General features: G+C 57.3%; 14 protein-coding genes and 2 pseudogenes. 14 read left to right on the forward strand and 2 right to left on the reverse strand.

All coding sequences use genetic code 11. From position 1 onward, the window contains the following. Positions 1 to 101 precede the first annotated feature (101 nt). Positions 102 to 998, forward strand: a complete 897-nt coding sequence (locus FE782_RS10375) for an AraC family transcriptional regulator (RefSeq protein ID WP_138194024.1) — start codon at positions 102 to 104, stop codon at positions 996 to 998. Between the two features lie 69 nt (positions 999 to 1,067). Here the strand turns inward: FE782_RS10375 and FE782_RS10380 are convergent, their stop codons facing one another. Then, positions 1,068 to 1,724 (reverse strand): DUF421 domain-containing protein, encoded by a 657-nt coding sequence (locus FE782_RS10380; protein WP_138194025.1) that lies wholly within the window; start codon positions 1,722 to 1,724, stop codon positions 1,068 to 1,070. Between the two features lie 151 nt (positions 1,725 to 1,875). Here FE782_RS10380 and FE782_RS10385 point away from each other — a divergent pair, with 151 nt between their 5' ends. From FE782_RS10385 to FE782_RS10390, 3 genes and pseudogenes are all read left to right on the forward strand, one after another. Further along, entirely contained in the window at positions 1,876 to 2,076 is a 201-nt protein-coding gene (locus FE782_RS10385; protein ID WP_202914514.1) for a helix-turn-helix transcriptional regulator, read from the forward strand. A gap of 71 nt (positions 2,077 to 2,147) precedes the next feature. Beyond that, a pseudogene (locus tag FE782_RS32790) lies at positions 2,148 to 2,366 on the forward strand (hypothetical protein); the annotation flags it as partial. Between the two features lie 16 nt (positions 2,367 to 2,382). After that, entirely contained in the window at positions 2,383 to 2,859 is a 477-nt protein-coding gene (locus tag FE782_RS10390) for a small multi-drug export protein (RefSeq protein WP_138194027.1), read from the forward strand. A gap of 49 nt (positions 2,860 to 2,908) precedes the next feature. Here FE782_RS10390 and FE782_RS10395 read toward each other — a convergent pair whose 3' ends face one another. Then, on the reverse strand, positions 2,909 to 3,760 hold the full coding sequence (locus FE782_RS10395) for a helix-turn-helix transcriptional regulator (protein ID WP_138194028.1): 852 nt from the start codon (positions 3,758 to 3,760) through the stop codon (positions 2,909 to 2,911). A 255-nt stretch (positions 3,761 to 4,015) separates the two neighbouring features. Here FE782_RS10395 and FE782_RS10400 point away from each other — a divergent pair, with 255 nt between their 5' ends. The 10 genes and pseudogenes from FE782_RS10400 to FE782_RS10445 all read left to right on the forward strand — a co-directional run bounded on the left by FE782_RS10400 (position 4,016) and on the right by FE782_RS10445 (position 16,755). Further along, positions 4,016 to 5,896, forward strand: a complete 1,881-nt coding sequence (locus tag FE782_RS10400; protein ID WP_138194029.1) for a beta-L-arabinofuranosidase domain-containing protein — start codon at positions 4,016 to 4,018, stop codon at positions 5,894 to 5,896. A 100-nt stretch (positions 5,897 to 5,996) separates the two neighbouring features. Next, a pseudogene (locus FE782_RS10405) lies at positions 5,997 to 6,809 on the forward strand (DUF2935 domain-containing protein). A gap of 233 nt (positions 6,810 to 7,042) precedes the next feature. Further along, positions 7,043 to 7,666 carry a zinc dependent phospholipase C family protein gene (locus tag FE782_RS10410; RefSeq protein ID WP_138194030.1) on the forward strand — a complete coding sequence of 208 codons (624 nt, stop codon included), beginning with the start codon at positions 7,043 to 7,045 and terminating at the stop codon, positions 7,664 to 7,666. A 117-nt stretch (positions 7,667 to 7,783) separates the two neighbouring features. After that, entirely contained in the window at positions 7,784 to 8,587 is an 804-nt protein-coding gene (locus tag FE782_RS10415; protein ID WP_138194031.1) for a hypothetical protein, read from the forward strand. Between the two features lie 9 nt (positions 8,588 to 8,596). Next, positions 8,597 to 10,768, forward strand: coding sequence for a sensor histidine kinase (locus FE782_RS10420; protein ID WP_138194032.1), 2,172 nt, complete (start codon positions 8,597 to 8,599; stop codon positions 10,766 to 10,768). A gap of 11 nt (positions 10,769 to 10,779) precedes the next feature. After that, complete coding sequence (locus FE782_RS10425) at positions 10,780 to 11,403, forward strand: response regulator transcription factor (RefSeq protein ID WP_138194033.1); 624 nt, start codon at positions 10,780 to 10,782, stop codon at positions 11,401 to 11,403. Positions 11,404 to 11,551: 148 nt separating this feature from the next. Continuing rightward, positions 11,552 to 12,898 (forward strand): extracellular solute-binding protein, encoded by a 1,347-nt coding sequence (locus FE782_RS10430; RefSeq protein ID WP_238392416.1) that lies wholly within the window; start codon positions 11,552 to 11,554, stop codon positions 12,896 to 12,898. Between the two features lie 271 nt (positions 12,899 to 13,169). Further along, positions 13,170 to 14,828, forward strand: coding sequence for an extracellular solute-binding protein (locus FE782_RS10435; protein ID WP_238392417.1), 1,659 nt, complete (start codon positions 13,170 to 13,172; stop codon positions 14,826 to 14,828). A gap of 66 nt (positions 14,829 to 14,894) precedes the next feature. Further along, entirely contained in the window at positions 14,895 to 15,860 is a 966-nt protein-coding gene (locus FE782_RS10440) for an ABC transporter permease (protein WP_238392418.1), read from the forward strand. 16 nt (positions 15,861 to 15,876) lie between these two features. Beyond that, positions 15,877 to 16,755 (forward strand): carbohydrate ABC transporter permease, encoded by an 879-nt coding sequence (locus FE782_RS10445; RefSeq protein ID WP_138194035.1) that lies wholly within the window; start codon positions 15,877 to 15,879, stop codon positions 16,753 to 16,755. Positions 16,756 to 16,773 lie beyond the last annotated feature (18 nt).

A 16,773-nucleotide genomic window follows, 5' to 3' on the forward strand; every position in this document is an offset into this window, starting at 1 on the left:
TCATCGAATGACGAATGGAAGAATACCTTGCGATCTTGTGCATGAAATGCAAGGATTCACAGATCGTCATGCGCTAAATTGAAGTCGGAAGGATGATCGCGGTGGATTGGGTCGACAGAATGAATCGAGCAATCGGTTATATCGAGGAGCGTATGTTAGAAGAGATCGATTACGAAGACGTTGCGAAAGTCGCATGCTGCTCGGTGTACCATTTCCAACGGATGTTCTCCTTTATTACGGACGTTCCGTTATCGGAATATGTGAGGCGCAGAAGATTAACCTTAGCGGCGTTCGAGCTTCAGCATGGGAAGGCGAAAGTGATCGATATCGCGCTGAAGTACGGCTACGATTCGCCGGAAGCGTTCGCCCGCGCTTTTCAAAACGTGCACGGGACTACGCCGACCGCCGCGCGGAATAGCGGTACCCCTCTTCAGGCCTATCCTCGAATCTCCTTCCAAATTTCAATCCAAGGGGTCGTGGGAATGAAGTATCGGATCGAAGAAGCAGAGGCGTTCGCCGTCGTAGGCGTGCAAGAGAAGATCAAGACGGCGGATGCTTTCGATGCCGTACCGCGCGCGTGGACAAGCGCGATGAAGGAAGGACTGTTCGATAAGCTGTGGGAGGTGCGGGAACCCCATCCGAACATCAGAGGCATCTTAGGCGTATGCGCGGACGGGGATCACGGGAAGAACGAATCGTTCCATTACATCATGTCCGTCGCGTCCGTCCAAGCCCCGGCGGAAGGCATGGTCAAGCGCGAGTTCCCGGCTGCGACTTGGGCTGTTTTCGAAGCGGAGGGAGGGCCGGAGGGGATCGGGGACATTTGGAAAAGGTTATATACCGAATGGCTGCCGACTTCCGCCTATGACTTGGCGTATTTGCCGGCCATCGAATGTTATTTGCCGCCGGAAGAAAACAAAAACGAGCTTTGGGTGCCCGTCGTGAAAAAGTCTGTTCCGTCCGGATCCCGCGGGAAATCAGCGCGATCGGCCGTCTAGTCGCGCGAACGACCGGGACCTGCCTTGCATCCGTAAGGTACGGTCCCGTTGTTTATGTCGAACCTGCGTTCATGGCTGCGCCTGGACGAATAAGCCTTGCCCCTCGATATACTCCGCGTAAAACAGCTCCGAAGCTTGACTAAACCCGAATTTCCCGATCTCCTCGCGAAGCCATGTTCGATCCTTGCCTAGAAGGCCTAGTGCGTTCTCGATAATCTGACCGTCCATGATCACTGGAAGAGGCAGGAGCAAGTCTTTCGCGATTCTGCCTTTATTCACCGAGTCCCCCTTGATCACATTGAGCCCCCCGTTCGGTTCCAGGAATGCGTAGCCGACTTCACGGATGGAATACACATCCTTCTCCCGCAATAAGCTAAGAAATTCATGAAGATCGATCCGGTGCTTTCGTAAGATCGCTTTGTCGATGACGTTGTTTTTCACGACAAGTTCGATGTCCCCGTCGAAAAATTTCCTCGCTTTGCGCGCCTTGAGCGTTAGCTTATCGATCGCGTAATTTAACAAGGTCCAGAACGTTAGAGAGTAAATCATATACAGAACATTGATTTCCTCGTCATACAGCATGCTGCCGACGAGCTCGGACAACACGATGGCGGATATGAAATCGAATATCGTAAGATGCTTGAGTTCGCGTCCTCCGATAAACTTCGTCACAAGGAAAAGGGCGATGAAACCGACCGCCAGCTTTATCGTTAATTGGGTTAACAACGCAAGAGCTCCTTTTTTGCAAAATTGATCTTAGTATCCGCGGCTCTCCTGTGAACTATAAGGCAATGATTATTGTCATAATGACAATGATCATTTACATTTCGACAAGGATCGTTTACTATGTGATATATCACATGGTGGAAGGAACGCGATCATGCTTGAAAACCGAGTACGCGAGCTTCGAGCGCGTTACAAGTGGACGCAGCAGGACTTAGCCGACGCCGTCGGGGCGACTCGGCAGACGATCGGCCTGATCGAGAAAGGGGATTACGCCCCGTCCGTGACATTGGCTTTGAAAATTTCGAAGGCGTTCCGCGTGCCGGTCGAAGACATTTTTTCTATAAAGGAGTAGCGGTTATATGCTTCAACGAATCGTGCGATCCCCGTTTGTCCCAGCGTTCTTTCTGCTTATCGTAATCGGATTTCTTGCCTTTTCGCGAGACGGATGAAGGTCATCAATGGGTTACTTTCAAGGCATGTCGAAACGTATATATCTACTATGCGTTCGCGTTGCCTGCGGCGGCCGGCGCATGTTTCGTGTTTGCGGATTACAAGCTGACGGCTTTAGTCAGCATAGGCGCTTTAGGATTGGGTCAATATCTTGTGTATTGGCTGACGATCCGGAAACTCAACCAATTTTGAAGCGGGGGATGGACAGGTGTTGGAGTGGGCTGAAGAAGCGAGTGCGATGTGGCAATATATTGTTTTATTTCTGCTGGCGGCGGCACCCTGGATGGACGTATCTCTCGTCGTACCGCTTGGAGTGCTGTGGGGGTTGTCGCCGGTATGGGTTAGCGTGGCGGCTTTCGTCGGGAATTTCTTATTAATTCTGATTCTCGGGTTGTTCTTCAAGCAAATCTCGGAATGGAGGCAAGCGAGAAGAGCGAAGAAAGGGATCACCGGTCCGACGAAGAAGGAAACGCGTTCAAGAGCGATATGGGAAAAGTACGGCATCCCCGGATTGGCCATCATCGCGCCGATCTTCGTCGGAACCGATATCGCCGCGGTGTTGGCCCTGACGTTCGGCGCTTCCAAACTTCGCGTCGTTGGTTGGATGACGGTCAGCTTAGCGTTGTGGACGATCGTATTCGCCGTCGGTTCCGTGTACGGGTTTAGTTTTTTGAATCTCATCTAAGTCGGCGGACGCCCTTGCTCCATGAGTTTTCCGGAGGCAAGGGCGTTCTTTATCGATGCAGGGAACGGTACGACTTCGGGGTCATGCCTTCCGCTTGCACGAAGCAGCGGATGAAGTACGTGGAGCTGTTAAAGCCGACGTCCGCCGCGATGCGGTGTACGGGCATGTCGGTGCGCATCAAGAGCGTCTTCGCTTGACGCAGCCGTAGACCGTTCGCGTATGCCAAAGGCGTGCAACCGTATACTTGTTTCATGCAGCGCGCCAAATACGTCGGGTGGAAATGAAGGCGTTCTTTCAACGCCGCGTTCGTAATCGGCGCGCGGTAATGCTGCCGTAAATATAGCGCTGTCTGTTCGGCCGCGCGATACACCGGCGAATTCCACATTTCCATCTGCCTGGAATTCAACTCTCGAACGATTTCCTGAAATAAGATTTGCTGCTCCCAGGGCGCGCTGGCCGCCGTCTGCATCTCGAGCAAACGGGCGAAGTTCGCCTGCATGCGGGCGGGGTTCGCCAAGCTGCAAAAGCGGGGCAAGTCGATCATGAACGAGGCGATCGGCAGATAGGGGTCGTCCGGCGGCCGGTAATCGGTCGGCGTCTCGTCGGAAAGCTCCCGCCAGCCGCCTATCGTCTGGAAGTGAAGCCAGTAGAAATGAGTATCCGCAGTACAGGGCTTGTACGCATGGTGTTGGAGGTCGGGCCTAAGGATCAACGCCTTCCCGGGCATAACGTCGTACTCGCGGTCCTCCTCGGCCATGTAGAGGGCTCCTTGCGTTACGAACAGCAGATCGAACACCCCGATCTTGCTGCGGCTATGGTGCTTCCGCCCGGCCGGATACCGATCTTCTCCGCCGATCGTGAAGTGCGGAAGCGGAGGGGCGAGGAATTGCAGCACGGTCATAAGTAAGTGCCTCCTATGCTATGTAGAGGTTGCAAAAGTTTGACGTATGTATGGCGGTAAGTTGAGAACGTCGTCGAACATATACGTAAAATAACATATATAAGCCATTACTTAAAGAAGTGCGCGAATGTCGACGAAGTTCGTATTGTACGATCGTTTGGTTCACATCCGATCTGTCGAAGGCGCGGTTCCTTCTATATACTGGGACTGATCATAAGGCCGTGCCTGACGCATGGCGCTAAAGGAGAGAGGACCATGTCCATCGCGCATCGACTACAACCTGCATCGCGGCTTCCGGCGGAGGCCGCATTCGAAGAGCTGCCGCTCGGATCGATACTGCCTTCGGGTTGGTTGAAGGATCAGCTCGTCATTCAATCCAAAGGATTTACGGGAAGGCTTCCCCGCTATTGGGATCACCTCGGTCCGGACAGCGGCTGGCTCGGCGGCCCGGGGGAGAAGTGGGAGCGAGGTCCGTACTATATCGACGGATTGCTGCCGCTCGCTTATTTGCTGCAGGACGAAGCCCTGCTTGCCGAAGCGCGTCCGTGGATCGAATGGACGTTAAGCAGCCAGCAGCCCGACGGGCAATTCGGGCCTGCGGACGAGGACGACTGGTGGCCGCGCATGGTGATGGTCAAAGCGCTGATTCAATATGCGGAAGCGACGGAGGACGAGCGCGTCGTTCCGTTCCTGCTGAACTTCTTCCGATACAAGGCGGCGCATATCGAAGAGAGACCGCTGAGAGACTGGGGCAAGGCGCGAGGCGGCGAAGCGATTCTGTCTCTCCAGTGGTTGTATCGGCGAACCGGAGAGGATTTTCTGCTGGAATTGGCTTCAACGATTCACGCGCAAACGGAGGATTGGACCGGACTGTTTTCCGATTTTCCGTATTGGCGATATCAGACGAAGTTCGACCATCGCATCCATGTCGTCAATGTGGCGATGGGACTGAAAGAGCCGGCGCTGTATTCATTGTTGTCGAACCGGGAGGAGCATCGCGAAGCTTCCCGCAAGGGGATCGAAGCGCTGATGCGTTACCACGGGCAGCTGCACGGCATGTTTTCGGGCGACGAATGGCTCGCCGGCACGCATCCCAGTCAAGGCGTAGAGCTGTGCGCGGTCGTGGAGTACATGTACACGCTGGAGCATCTCGTGCGGATTTTCGGCGACGGCTGGTACGGGGACATTCTGGAGCGGGTCGCCTACAACGCGCTGCCGGCGACGATCTCCGCCGATTGGACCAGCCATCAGTACGTGCAGCAAGTCAATCAGATCAAATGCACGAAGGAGCACCGCAATTGGACGGAGAACCGGGACGACGCGAACATGTTCGGGTTGGAGCCGAACTTCGGCTGCTGCACGGCGAACATGCATCAAGGGTGGCCGAAGTTCGCCGCCCGCCTCTGGTTGGGCACGCCCGACGAAGGCGTCGCGTTAGTCGCTTACGCCCCGTGCACGGTAAAGACCGAGGTGGCCGGCGGCGTCGACGCGACGTTCGAAGTCCGGACCGAATATCCGTTCCGCGATGCGGTCGAGATCGAAGTCCGACCGAGCCGCGCTTGCCGCTTCCCGTTGAAGCTTCGCATGCCGGCTTGGTGCAGCCGGCCGCAGGTTCGCGTCAACGGAGCGGCCGTCGCGCTCGACATCGTCTCGGGCTTCGCGACGATCGAGCGCCAGTGGGCGCCGGGAGACCGCGTAACCGTCTCGCTGCCGATGGAGGTTACGTTGGAGAAGCGGGCCAACGGTGCGGTCGGCGTAACACGCGGTCCGCTAGTGTACGCGCTTCCGCTGCCGGAGCGCTGGTCGCGTCGATCCGGCAACCTCCCGTTCGCCGATTGGGAGATCGTTCCCGCTTCCGGCGCCGCTTGGAACTTCGGACTGGCGGTGGACGGGAAGAGCGGCGTCTTCTCCGTCGAAGAAGCGGAGGTCCGGGAACAGCCCTATTCGGCCGAACAGGCGCCGGTACGGCTGAAGGCGCGCGCGAAGCGCGTCGCGCAATGGCGGGAGGAGATGAATTCCGCCGGGGAGCTGCCGCTCAGTCCGGTCGTCTCGGCGGAAGCCGAAGAAGAGATCGTCTTAGTGCCGTACGCGTCCGCGAAGCTGCGGATCGCCGAGTTTCCGGTAACGAAGGAATGAAGCTGCAGGGCTAACATAACCTTCCGAACCATTCATTCCCATGGGCGCATGCGCATACCTTATTGCATGACGGAAGTAAGGGGTGGAGGCGCTTATGGAAATGAAATCGATGACGTTCGAAGAAGCATCCTTGTTCGAGCTCCGATTTTGGCTGCAGGTATTGGGGGATCATGCTCGATTCATCCATAATGCGTTGTCGCCGGAGGAGCGAGAGGAGGGAAGCAGGGCGGAGGAGTTCATTCGTTTCTTCGACGCCATGTTGGAGACGGCCAGAGCCGAGCCGCCTGCGCAGGCGATCCTCGAACTCAATCGGAGCGCATACCGTAACGGGCAAGACATTCGTTTTTACAAGCTGCATCTTCTCCAACGTCATCTTGCGGGCAATATCAAAATCAATCTGCCGCCCACGTTCCTGAATCATATGGTGAACGAGGTCGAGGAAGCGTTGTCCGTCTTTCATCATCTTCAGGCGGGTCAAATCCCTCCGCGACAAGAAGCGCTTCATCATCATTTGGTATGGCTGCAGGACGCGTTCGGTCATTCCGCTGCGATCGGCGCGGAGCTCGACGCGGTCGAGAAGAGATTAAAGAACACGAGCGAAGCTTTCACCAAATAGTTCGAAGCGTTTTATTTGAAAGCCGTGGAATTGGCCGGTTATACCCGGACAGGGCTGCGACAGTTCCCGGCGCTGCAGCGTTTCAACAAAGAAGTCGAGCTTGAGATGCTCTTATTTACGAAGTTCCTGGAAGAGCTGGAAGAGATGAGACTGACGAAAGAGGTGCTAGGCGCCCTTATGCCGCTAATGGCCGATCATATGGCTAGGGAAGAGTGCTATTATTTAACGAAGTTGTCCTGGGTATCGGAGGTGCAGCCTCCGAACTGCGACCCCGGAAAGCCGAGAGTGGAAGCGTGACCGAGCGATAGAATAGAACGTTGGGAGCCGCGCGGCTCCCTTTTCCATGCTTGAGAGAAAGAATGGAAAGAAAGGAATGGAAATAGTAACAAATCTATGGTAGCTTTTATTGTAACTTATTAGAAAATGATCCAAGGCAGGATGCGCTCCCGACATGAATGCCATCATTGGGGAGCCGATGGGGGCAGTCCGCGAGTTAACGCGGGCTGTCTTTTTACGCAAGGAGCGATGACATGGGTTCGCGAGTCATGCATTTCATCATTGGCGAGCTAGTAGCTTCCAACCTTGACGCGTTCAAAAACAAGGGCGATTTTCTAATCGGTTCCATCGCGCCCGATGCGGCCTTCACGTTCGAGAGGAAAGCGACGACGCATTATTTCGAAGGGGATGCCGACCGCAAGACGAGACAGGTAAACTACCGGAGATACATGGATTCATATTTATCAAGCGCAAGAGACGACTATTCCCTCGGATATTTGACTCATCTCGTCGCCGACCACGTGTGGATGGAGTCGATCTATTACCCCTATGAATTGAAACCGAAGCAGGACGCAGACCCGACTTTCTTGCATAAATGGTATTCGGATTTTAGCAAGCTAAATACGAAACTGCTTAGTCATTACAATATGGGATATTTACAGGATTGGCTGAAGATCGATGGTTCGCCGAAGGAAATCGAAGGGGTCGCGAAAGACGATCTTCAGAAACTTGTCGAGACGATGTACGGAGATTTCGATAGGATCGAATGTCATATGGACTGCGAGCTAGAAGTTTATCGGTTGGATGACATCCTCGCGTACATCGATCGATCGAAATCGAAGGCGATCGCCGTCATCGAGGAGTTACTTGCCCGATAGAGCGCGCAACGTTTCCCGACCGATATTCCCGAAGATCCGGGAATGGACCTCTATTCGTCGTGTTGCGGTATTCGGTATGCTGAATACCGATAACCGACGAGAGGGGATTTAGAAAATATGCTAGCTTCGACAGTGGGAACAAGTCAGCCGAAGCGCTGGAAGCGAATCGGATTCGGGATCGTCGCCGTTCTGTTCGCGTTATTCGGATTTTTCTTTCTGCAAGGGGCCACGGAGGCGCTGGAGCCTTGGGTGCCGTCCGATTGCGGAGGCTGCAACGACGAGACGTTCGTGCCGGATTCGTACCGCTGGCTCGCGGCCTCGCACGGGGCGCTGCTCGCGTTCTTATTCGGAGGGTGTCTCATCGCCTTGCTGCGCAAGCCTTACGAGAAGCCGGTGCTGCTTCATGTATACGCGGTCGGTCATATCGCGTTCTTGGCCGTCCTCGCGATTACGTCGCCGCAGATGGCGCTCCAGAAGGCGTTCGTCTTCGTAATGTTCCTTCTCGTGCTGCTCGTGCTGTTCGCCTTCTACCATCGCCGTTCGGCGGCGATCAAGCTTGAACCGGCCGGAGGATATACCCGACCGCTTCTTGCGATGACTGTCGCCGCCGCGCTGATCCTCGTTCCGGTGGCGATTCACGCCGGCATGCAGCAGATGGGGGAAACCGCGGATCAATTCCGCTGGGGCGAAGAAGCGGCGATGCTGCTCGTACTGCTGTACGCCGGGTTCCTCGCTTCCGCGAAACGGGCCGGTTCGTTCGCGCTCGGCGTCATCGTCAGCCTCACGTACGTCTATCTGGGGGCCGCGGCGCTCGCGGTGCCGAACCATCCGGGCAGCTGGGGGGTCGCGGGGGGCATGGCGTCGATCGTCTTCGGTCTCGCCTTCGCGGGTACGATATTTTACACACAACGCTCGAGGTGATTTTCGTTCATGACCGCAGAGGGGAAAGCGTCCTTCGGAACGTCGACCGAACCAAGCCGCCGCCGGAATTTCCGGCGGCTGTCCGCGTTGTACGTCGCAGCGACGGCGGGGGCGCTCGGGCTGACCGTCTGCTTCCTCGCGGCGTTGCCGTTCTACTACGACTATCTGATATCGACGTGCTATGGTCCGACCTTGGGCTGCGAGCTGGCGACCATGAGTCCGATCGCGGCCGAACCGGGCGGCGCGCCGTTATTCGGCATCGTCGGGACGGCCTGGCTTCACCTGGGACTGGATGCCGCCTTCTTCGCCGTGTACGCCGGCGTCGCCGGGCTGATCTTGCTCCTGAAGCCGAAGGATGCGCTCGGCTCGACCGCGGCGTTATCCTTAGTTTGCTTCGCGTTCGGCAACCAAACCTATTTAGGTTGGGAAGGGGCCGAATGGCTCGTCCCTGCGGCGCAAACCGCCGCCATCGCCGGCTTTATGGCATTCGCGCTTCTATTCCCGAGCGGCCGCGCGACAAGGTCGTGGCTTCCCTGGGTCGCGATCGGAGCTTTCCTGACTCGGAACGTTCCGGACGTATTGCCCTTCCCGGCGATCCATGTCGACCGTTGGCCGCTCGCGCTGTCGCTGCTCTGGATGGTGGTCTTCTACGGTTCGTTATCCTATAGTCAATTCACGCAATACCGGGAAGTCTCGGCGGAACACGGCCGGGAGGCGATTCGGAAGGTGGCCGTCGGGTTCATCGGCGCCTTCGCGACGCTCATCGCCGTCAGCCTGCCGCTCGTCGCGTGGCCCGAATTGTATGGCGGGCACCTATTCTGGCTCGATCTGGCGGCGCGTTCGGCGATGCTGTGGATCCCCTTGTCGCTAGGCGCGGCGCTGCTGAAGCACAGACTCTGGGGCGTGCCCCCCGTCGTGAGGAGCGGCTTCGTCTACGCGGCGTTGCTCGTCATTTCGTTCGCGATCTACCTTGCCGTCGTTGCGTATCTTGCGTTGGTGTTTCAGACGGAGAGCGGCGTGTTCCGGCTCATCGCGACGGGAGTCGTCGCCGTGTTGTTTTCGCCGATCAAGAACGCGTTGGATAAGCTGTCGAATCGGATCGTCTACGGCCGAAGGGAGGATCCGGTGTCGTACCTCGTCCGTCTCGGCGATCGGCTGCGCGAGCCGTTCGCCCCCGAGCGGGTATTGGAATCGGTGACGACGACGATCCGGGAGGCGATGCGGCTTCCGCATGCGTCGATTACGATCAAACATCGCGGCGTCGAGACGGAAGCGGCCGCTTCGGGCGTCGCGCGGGACGCCGCCGCCGCTCGGCTGCCGCTCGTCGTCGGCGGGGAAGAGCTCGGCGGGCTGTACGTCATGCCGCGCGCGCCGGGCGAGCCGCTGTCCTCCGCCGACGGCAAGCTGCTGCAGCTGTTCGCGCGGGAAGCCGCCAGAATCGTGTACGACCTCAAGCAGTCGCTCGATATCGGGAGGCTTATGCAAGAGCTGCAAGCATCCAGACAGAAGTTGGTGTACGCCAGGGAAGAAGAGCGGCGCACGATCCGTAACAATCTGCACGACGATCTTGCGCCGCGGTTAGCCTCGTTGGCGCTGCTCGCTTCCGCCGCGAGCGACTTGATGGACCGGGATCCGTCCCGCGCCCGGAAGATCGTATCGGAGCTCGAGACGGATATCCGGGAGGCCGCCGGGGACATCCGCGCCTTCGTGAACGATCTGCGGCCGCCGGCGCTTGACCAGTACGGCTTGTTGGAAGCGGTTCGCCAACAGGCGGAGCGGTGGACGCAGCTCGAAGGGGCGAACGCGCGCATCGTCGTGACATCGGACGGGAAGCTGCCGCCGCTGCCGGCGGCCGTCGAGGCGGCGGCGTACCGCATCGTGTCCGAGGCGCTCGCCAACGTCGTGAAGCATTCGTCAGCGACGGAATGCCGCGTATCGTTCGAGCCTAAGGAAGGCGAGCTGCATATAGAGATTCGGGACGACGGAATCGGAATTTCGGAGGACAGAAAACCGCGCAGGGGCGACGGCTCCGGCGGCGTCGGGCTGACGTCGCTTCGAGAGCGGGCGGAAGAGCTGGGAGGAACGCTGCGGATCGAATCCCCGCGGGACGGCTCCGGGGGGACCCGGATCGCCGCCCGGCTTCCGATGTCGCCGCGCGAGGAAGGGAGAGGGACGGACTGAACATTCGAGTCATGATCGCGGACGATCATCCGATGTACCGCAAGGGCGTTCGGACGATTCTGGAGACGGCAGGCGATATGGACGTAGTCGCCGAGGCGACGAACGGCGCCGAGGCGCTTCAACGCTGCGAGGAGCTGAAGCCGGACGTCGCGCTCGTCGACATCCGCATGCCGGAGATGAACGGCGTCGAGGCGGCTCGGCGCATGAAGGAGCGGCATCCGGGCGTACAAATCTTATTTTTGACGATGCATCAGGACGACGCGTCCGTCATGGCGGCGATGCGGACGGGCGCGCGGGGATACATCTTGAAGGATGCCGACCGGGACGAGATTCTCCGGGCGATCCGCGCCGTCGCGGCGGGAGAAGCGATCTTCAGCGGCGAAGTGGCGACGCGGATGATCGATTACGCGACGCGTCCCTTCACGCATCTGGATGCTTTCCCGCAGCTGACCGCTCGCGAGAAGGAAGTGCTGCATTGGATCGCCGAGGGAGCCTCGAACGCGCAAATCGGCGAAAGAATGGGGCTGTCCTCCAAGACGGTATCCAACTACGTGACGATCGTCCTGAATAAGCTGCCCGCCGCCGACCGAACGGAAGCGATTCGGTTGGTGGAGAAGTCGAAGGGCGGGTGGTAAGCGGTTCCCGAGAAACGATACATACATTGACAACCGAGGTGGTTTTCAGCAAAATGGATGATGTGATGTATATCGAGCCGAAAAAATCGAGGTAATGTACATGAGTGGTCAATCAGGTAGGTTGTCGTTTCAAGAGAAATTGGAATATATGGTCTCTACGCTTCGCTCCGAAATCATCAACGGAACTCGCAAGCCTGGGACGTATTTGCCGGCCGAGAGCGCGCTGGCGAAACAATTCCGCATCAGCAACAAGTCCGTCCGCAAAGGCTTGGACGAGCTGGTCGCCGAAGGACTGATCGTAAAGATCGATCGCGTCGGCAGCATGGTCTCGAAGGATCGGCAGGTCGTCACCGTCAATTTCGGATGCAACCCGTCGCTGACCGACGATATTCAGATGACCGAACTGTTGGAGGCATTTCATCGCAAGCATCCCGGCATTCGCGTTCGCGCTATCCCTCTCGACTTCTTCGAACACGTCAGTTCGGCCGGAGAGATGTTATCGAGCGGCTTGCTGGACGTCGTCTCCTTCAGCAATTCTCAATTCCAAGAGCTGGTAGAAAACGACGAACGCCTCTCGCTGCTCGAGCCGCTCGAGCCGGACGAAGGCATCTATCCGATCGCCAGCGAAGCGTTCCGTTGCGATGGCCGGTTGTACGCGAGAGCCGTCTCCTTCTCGCCGGTCGTGCTTTGCTACAACAAAGCGCACTTCCGGGAAGCGGGCCTGCCGGAGCCGGACAGCTACTGGACGTGGGACGATCTCGTGGAGACCGCGCAGAAGCTGACGGCGCACGGGGGAAGACATTCGGTTTATTTCGTTCCGGCATCGCTGAATCGATATTCTTTGTTTTTACTGCAAAGCGGGATGGAGACGAGTCGAGACGCGGAGGGCCGCGTCCGCATCGGGCCCAAGCTGGCCTACAGCCTGCGCAAATTCAGCGATATCGTGAACGATCACGACATCTTCCCCAAGTATTTCTCGGGAACGAACGAGGACGATTCGGTTTCGTTGTTCATGCAGGAGAAGGTGTCTATGATTTTGACGACGTATTTCAGCCTGAACGCCTTCAAGTCGCTTCCGCTCGAATACGATATTTCGCCGGTTCCGCTGCTGCGCCGCGGCGGAGAGCAGAAGACGCTGCTGCTTTCGATCGGCGTCGGCGTCAACCGGCTCGCGAAGGAGAAGGAGGCGGCGCTGACGTTCGCCGACTTCTTGGCATCGCAGGAAGCTCAGCTCGTCATTCGCGAAAAGACGACGAGCATTCCCGCAAGAAAGCTGGTGGCGGAGCAGGGGACGACGGATGCGCTGAACCGTCCTGCAAGATACCTGATGTACCGAGAACTGTTCCCGTCGTTTATGTATCATAAGGATTTGGGGCTGTCCATTCCTTCTTTGAAATCGATCAGCAACCGGCTGAAAGAATATTGGTCCGGCATATCAGATGAGAGGGATCTTCACATGAGATTAGAAGAACTTATCATCGAATCGAATTCATAGCGAATGAATCCGCTGTCACTGCCATTTACCGTCAGGTAAATGGCTTTTTTTGTGTTGACAACATTTTCGTAGTGACATTATAATCAGGGTACATCAGTGATACATCAGATAGTGTATTGTATGCCATTAATTTTGTTTTACCCCGGGGGAATGAAATCAATAGGGAATTAGGTGGTGATGAGAACCGTCGGAAGTTAATTCGGAAGCGCTTTCGAATTGAAGTGTTCAAGGGTCGCAAGGTCATATTCTTACATATTCGGGAGGTTATACGGTGAATAAGACGAAACGGTACGCTTTGCTTGGTTTGTCGCTGACGATGGCGGGTTCGGTCGTATTGTCCGCATGTTCCGCAACTACCGAAGAACCCCCCGCGCCGTCCGCTACCCCAGAACCGGGGAAGGCGACCGACGACGGCGCGGGTCAACGCGACGTCGGGGGGCTGTCGCTTCCCATCGCGGCCGACAAGCTGGAATTGTCGCTTTGGGCGCCGAGCGGCGGGAACTTCAAAGGGAAGGACTTCAACGACAAGTTCTCCTTCCAGAAGATGGAGGAAAATACGAACATCCACATTGCGTTCCAGCATGCCGCGGAAGCGGCGAGCGCGGAAGCGTTCACGCTCATGATGTCTTCCGGCCAGCTTCCGGACATGGTCTATACGTCGAATTGGGATAAGGAAGCGAGCAAGTACGGCACCCAGGGCGCGCTGCTTCCGCTCGAGGAGCTGCTGAAGGAGCATGCGCCGAACTTCTCGAGAATTCTTGACGAACATCCCGCGATCCGCGGCCAAATCACCTCCCCGGACGGGCATATTTACTACATGCCGAACATCGTGCTCGACAACACGAACTTGACGCAGATGTTTCCTCAAATTCGCCAGGACTGGCTCGACAAGCTCGGTCTCGAAGCGCCGAAGACGACCGACGATTGGTACAACGTGCTGAAGAGCTTCCGCGACGGCGATCCGAACGGCAACGGGAAGCAAGACGAGATCCCGTTCGTCACGGTGAATCTCAATAACGTCATGTTCCAGTTCGCGCCGGCGTTCGGCGTTCAATACGACTTCTTCGTCGAGGACGGCAAAGTCGATTACGGTCCGTACGACCCGCGCTTCAAGGACGTCGTCGCCTTCCTGAACAAGCTGTACCAAGAGAAGCTCCTCGACCCGAACTATCTCGTCGACAACACCTTCGATACGCTTACCGAAAAGGTGACCTCGGACGTCGCCGGCGCCTGGTTCGGCTGGTCCGGCTCGTACATGGGCAACTTCACGACGCTGATGGCGGGCAAGCACCCGACCTTCAAGATCGCGCCCATGCTGCCGCCGATCGGACCGAACGGCGATCAATCGCACGTCTCGTTCCGCTATCCCGCCGCCGGCATCGGCATCGCGGTGTCCGCGCGGACGGAGCATCCGGAGGAAGTCGTGAAGTGGCTCGACTACCAGTATTCGGAAGAGGGCATCATCCTCAACAACTTCGGGGTCGACGGCGTCTCCTACGACCTTGTGGACGGCAAGCCGGTGTACAAACGCGAGGTGACGCATCCCGAAGACGGCACCACGAACACCGAGAAGCTGCTCAGCCACACGATCGGCGGCGGCAGCTGGGCGACGGTCGTCGATCCGAGCTACCCGCAGCAAATCCGCGAGGCGAACGGGCAGATGGAAAATCCGCTCGAGCTGTACGGCGAATTCATCGATCTCGACAAGAAGATGCCGCCGGTTCAATTCCTGCCGGAGGAGAACGACGTCATCGTGCCGATCATGGCCGACGTCGCGACGTACGTCGACGAGTCGATCAACGCGTTCGTCATGGGGCGTAAACCGATCGAGGAATACGACGCCTTCATCGCCGAGCTGAAGCGGATGGGGATCGACGACGTGCTCGCGCAATATCAAATCGCTTATGAACGCTTTACCTCCGCGAATTGATCCTCTGAATTGCAGCGTAGAAGCGGATCCTCGGCTACGGGGATCCGCTAGAGAGGGGGACACGATATGGCTCCGTCCATGGGGGCGGCCGGCGCGGCTCGCCGGCCCGACCGTCGAAGAAAATACGGCATCCTGCTCCGAAGGATGGCCGCTAACAAATATTTGTATCTCATGCTGCTGCCGGTCGTCGTCTACTTTTTGCTCTTCGAATACAAGCCGATGTACGGCGCGCTGATCGCCTTCAAAAATTTCAACCCGTACCAGGGCGTATGGGAAAGCCCGTGGGTCGGCTTCAAGCATTTCCTGCACTTTTTCGAAAGCCACTATTTCGTCCGATTGCTTCGCAACACGCTGCTGCTCAGCGTATATTCGCTGATCGTCATTTTCCCGGCTTCGATCGCCTTCGCCTTGCTGCTCAACGAGCTGCGCTTGAAGCGATTGAAGTCTGTCGTTCAGACGCTTTCCTATTTGCCTCATTTCATCTCGCTGATCGTTATCGCAGGCATGATCGTCGACTTCACGCAGCCCGACGGCATTATTAACCGCGTCCTGCTAGCCGTGGGCTTCATTTCGGAGCCGATCTCGTTCCTCATCTTGCCGGAATGGTTTCGTACGATCTATATCGGTTCCGGATTGTGGCAGAGCGTCGGTTGGAACTCGATTATCTTCCTCGCCGCGTTAGCGGGGATCAATCCGAGTTTGTACGAGGCGGCCGTCATCGACGGCGCCAACCGCTGGAAGCAGCTCGTGCATGTTACGCTGCCCGGCATCGTTCCGACGATTTTGATCCTGCTCATCTTGAACATCGGGTCGCTCATGAACGTGGGCTGGGACAAGATTATCCTGCTGTACAACGCGGCGACGTACGAGACGGCCGACGTGATTTCGACCTTCGTCTATCGCAGGGGCATCATTAACGCGGATTACAGCTTCTCCGCGGCCGTCGGCCTATTCAATTCCGCCATCAACTTCGCGCTGCTGCTTCTCGCGAACCGCATCAGCCGCAAGACGACCGAAAACAGCCTGTGGTAAAGGAGGAATGCGCCTCATGTACAAGTACGCAAGCTGGGGAGGAAGACTGTTCGACGGTGCCAACGTCTTCTTTTTGACCGTCTGTTCGTTCCTCTTCCTATACCCGGTCTGGTTCGTCGTCGTCTCCTCGCTCAGCGACGCGCACGCGATCGCGGCGGGCGAAGTGTCCTTATGGCCGGTCGGGATCAATCTGGAGGCGTACCGGTTCGTGTTCGCCGATTCAATGATTTGGGACGCTTACCTCAATACGTTCTTCTATGTCGGCGTCGGCACGGCGATCAACCTGGTCATGACGACGTTAGGCGCTTACCCGTTATCGCGAAGCCAGCTGTACGGCCGCGGCGCCGTCATGGCGTTCATCGTCTTCACGATGTTTTTCAGCGGGGGGCTCATCCCGAGTTATTTGAACGTGCGGGAATTAGGGCTGTTCGATACGCGATGGGCGCTGCTCTTGCCCGGCGCGATCAGCGCGTTCAATTTGATCGTCATGCGCACCTTCTTCCAGTCGATTCCGGAAGGACTCGTCGAATCGGCGAAGATCGACGGGGCGAACGACTTCCGCGTTTTGTGGTCGATCGTGCTGCCGCTCTCGAAGCCGGTGCTCGCCGTAATGACGCTGTTCTACGCGGTCGGCCATTGGAACAGCTGGTTTTCCGCGATGATCTTCCTGCAGGACCGCGCGTTGTTCCCGCTTCAGCTCATCCTGCGGGAAATCTTGATCCAATCGTCGGCGCAGAACCTGGCGTCCGGCATCGCGCAGGACGAATTGTCCAAGGTGAGCGAGGCGATTAAGTACGCGACGATCGTCGTCGCGACCGTTCCGATTCTCGTAATATATCCGTTCCTGCAGAAGTATTTCGTCAACGGCGTAATGATCGGCGCTTTGAAAGAGTAGATCCGTTCGCGATTCCGC

The organism is Paenibacillus antri (genome assembly GCF_005765165.1).
Classification (GTDB): Bacteria; Bacillota; Bacilli; order Paenibacillales; family YIM-B00363; genus Paenibacillus_AE; species Paenibacillus_AE antri.

What these genes read in the sequence shown, in the direction of transcription:
- FE782_RS10420 (WP_138194032.1), top strand. Translation starts at nt 8,597, where the DNA reads ATGACCGCAGAGGGGAAAGCGTCCTTCGGAACGTCGACCGAACCAAGC.
- FE782_RS10395 (WP_138194028.1), bottom strand. Translation starts at nt 3,760, where the DNA reads ATGACCGTGCTGCAATTCCTCGCCCCTCCGCTTCCGCACTTCACGATC.
- FE782_RS10415 (WP_138194031.1), top strand. Translation starts at nt 7,784, where the DNA reads ATGCTAGCTTCGACAGTGGGAACAAGTCAGCCGAAGCGCTGGAAGCGA.
- FE782_RS10430 (WP_238392416.1), top strand. Translation starts at nt 11,552, where the DNA reads ATGGTCTCTACGCTTCGCTCCGAAATCATCAACGGAACTCGCAAGCCT.
- FE782_RS10440 (WP_238392418.1), top strand. Translation starts at nt 14,895, where the DNA reads ATGGCTCCGTCCATGGGGGCGGCCGGCGCGGCTCGCCGGCCCGACCGT.
- FE782_RS10425 (WP_138194033.1), top strand. Translation starts at nt 10,780, where the DNA reads ATGATCGCGGACGATCATCCGATGTACCGCAAGGGCGTTCGGACGATT.
- FE782_RS10410 (WP_138194030.1), top strand. Translation starts at nt 7,043, where the DNA reads ATGGGTTCGCGAGTCATGCATTTCATCATTGGCGAGCTAGTAGCTTCC.
- FE782_RS10445 (WP_138194035.1), top strand. Translation starts at nt 15,877, where the DNA reads ATGTACAAGTACGCAAGCTGGGGAGGAAGACTGTTCGACGGTGCCAAC.
- FE782_RS10400 (WP_138194029.1), top strand. Translation starts at nt 4,016, where the DNA reads ATGTCCATCGCGCATCGACTACAACCTGCATCGCGGCTTCCGGCGGAG.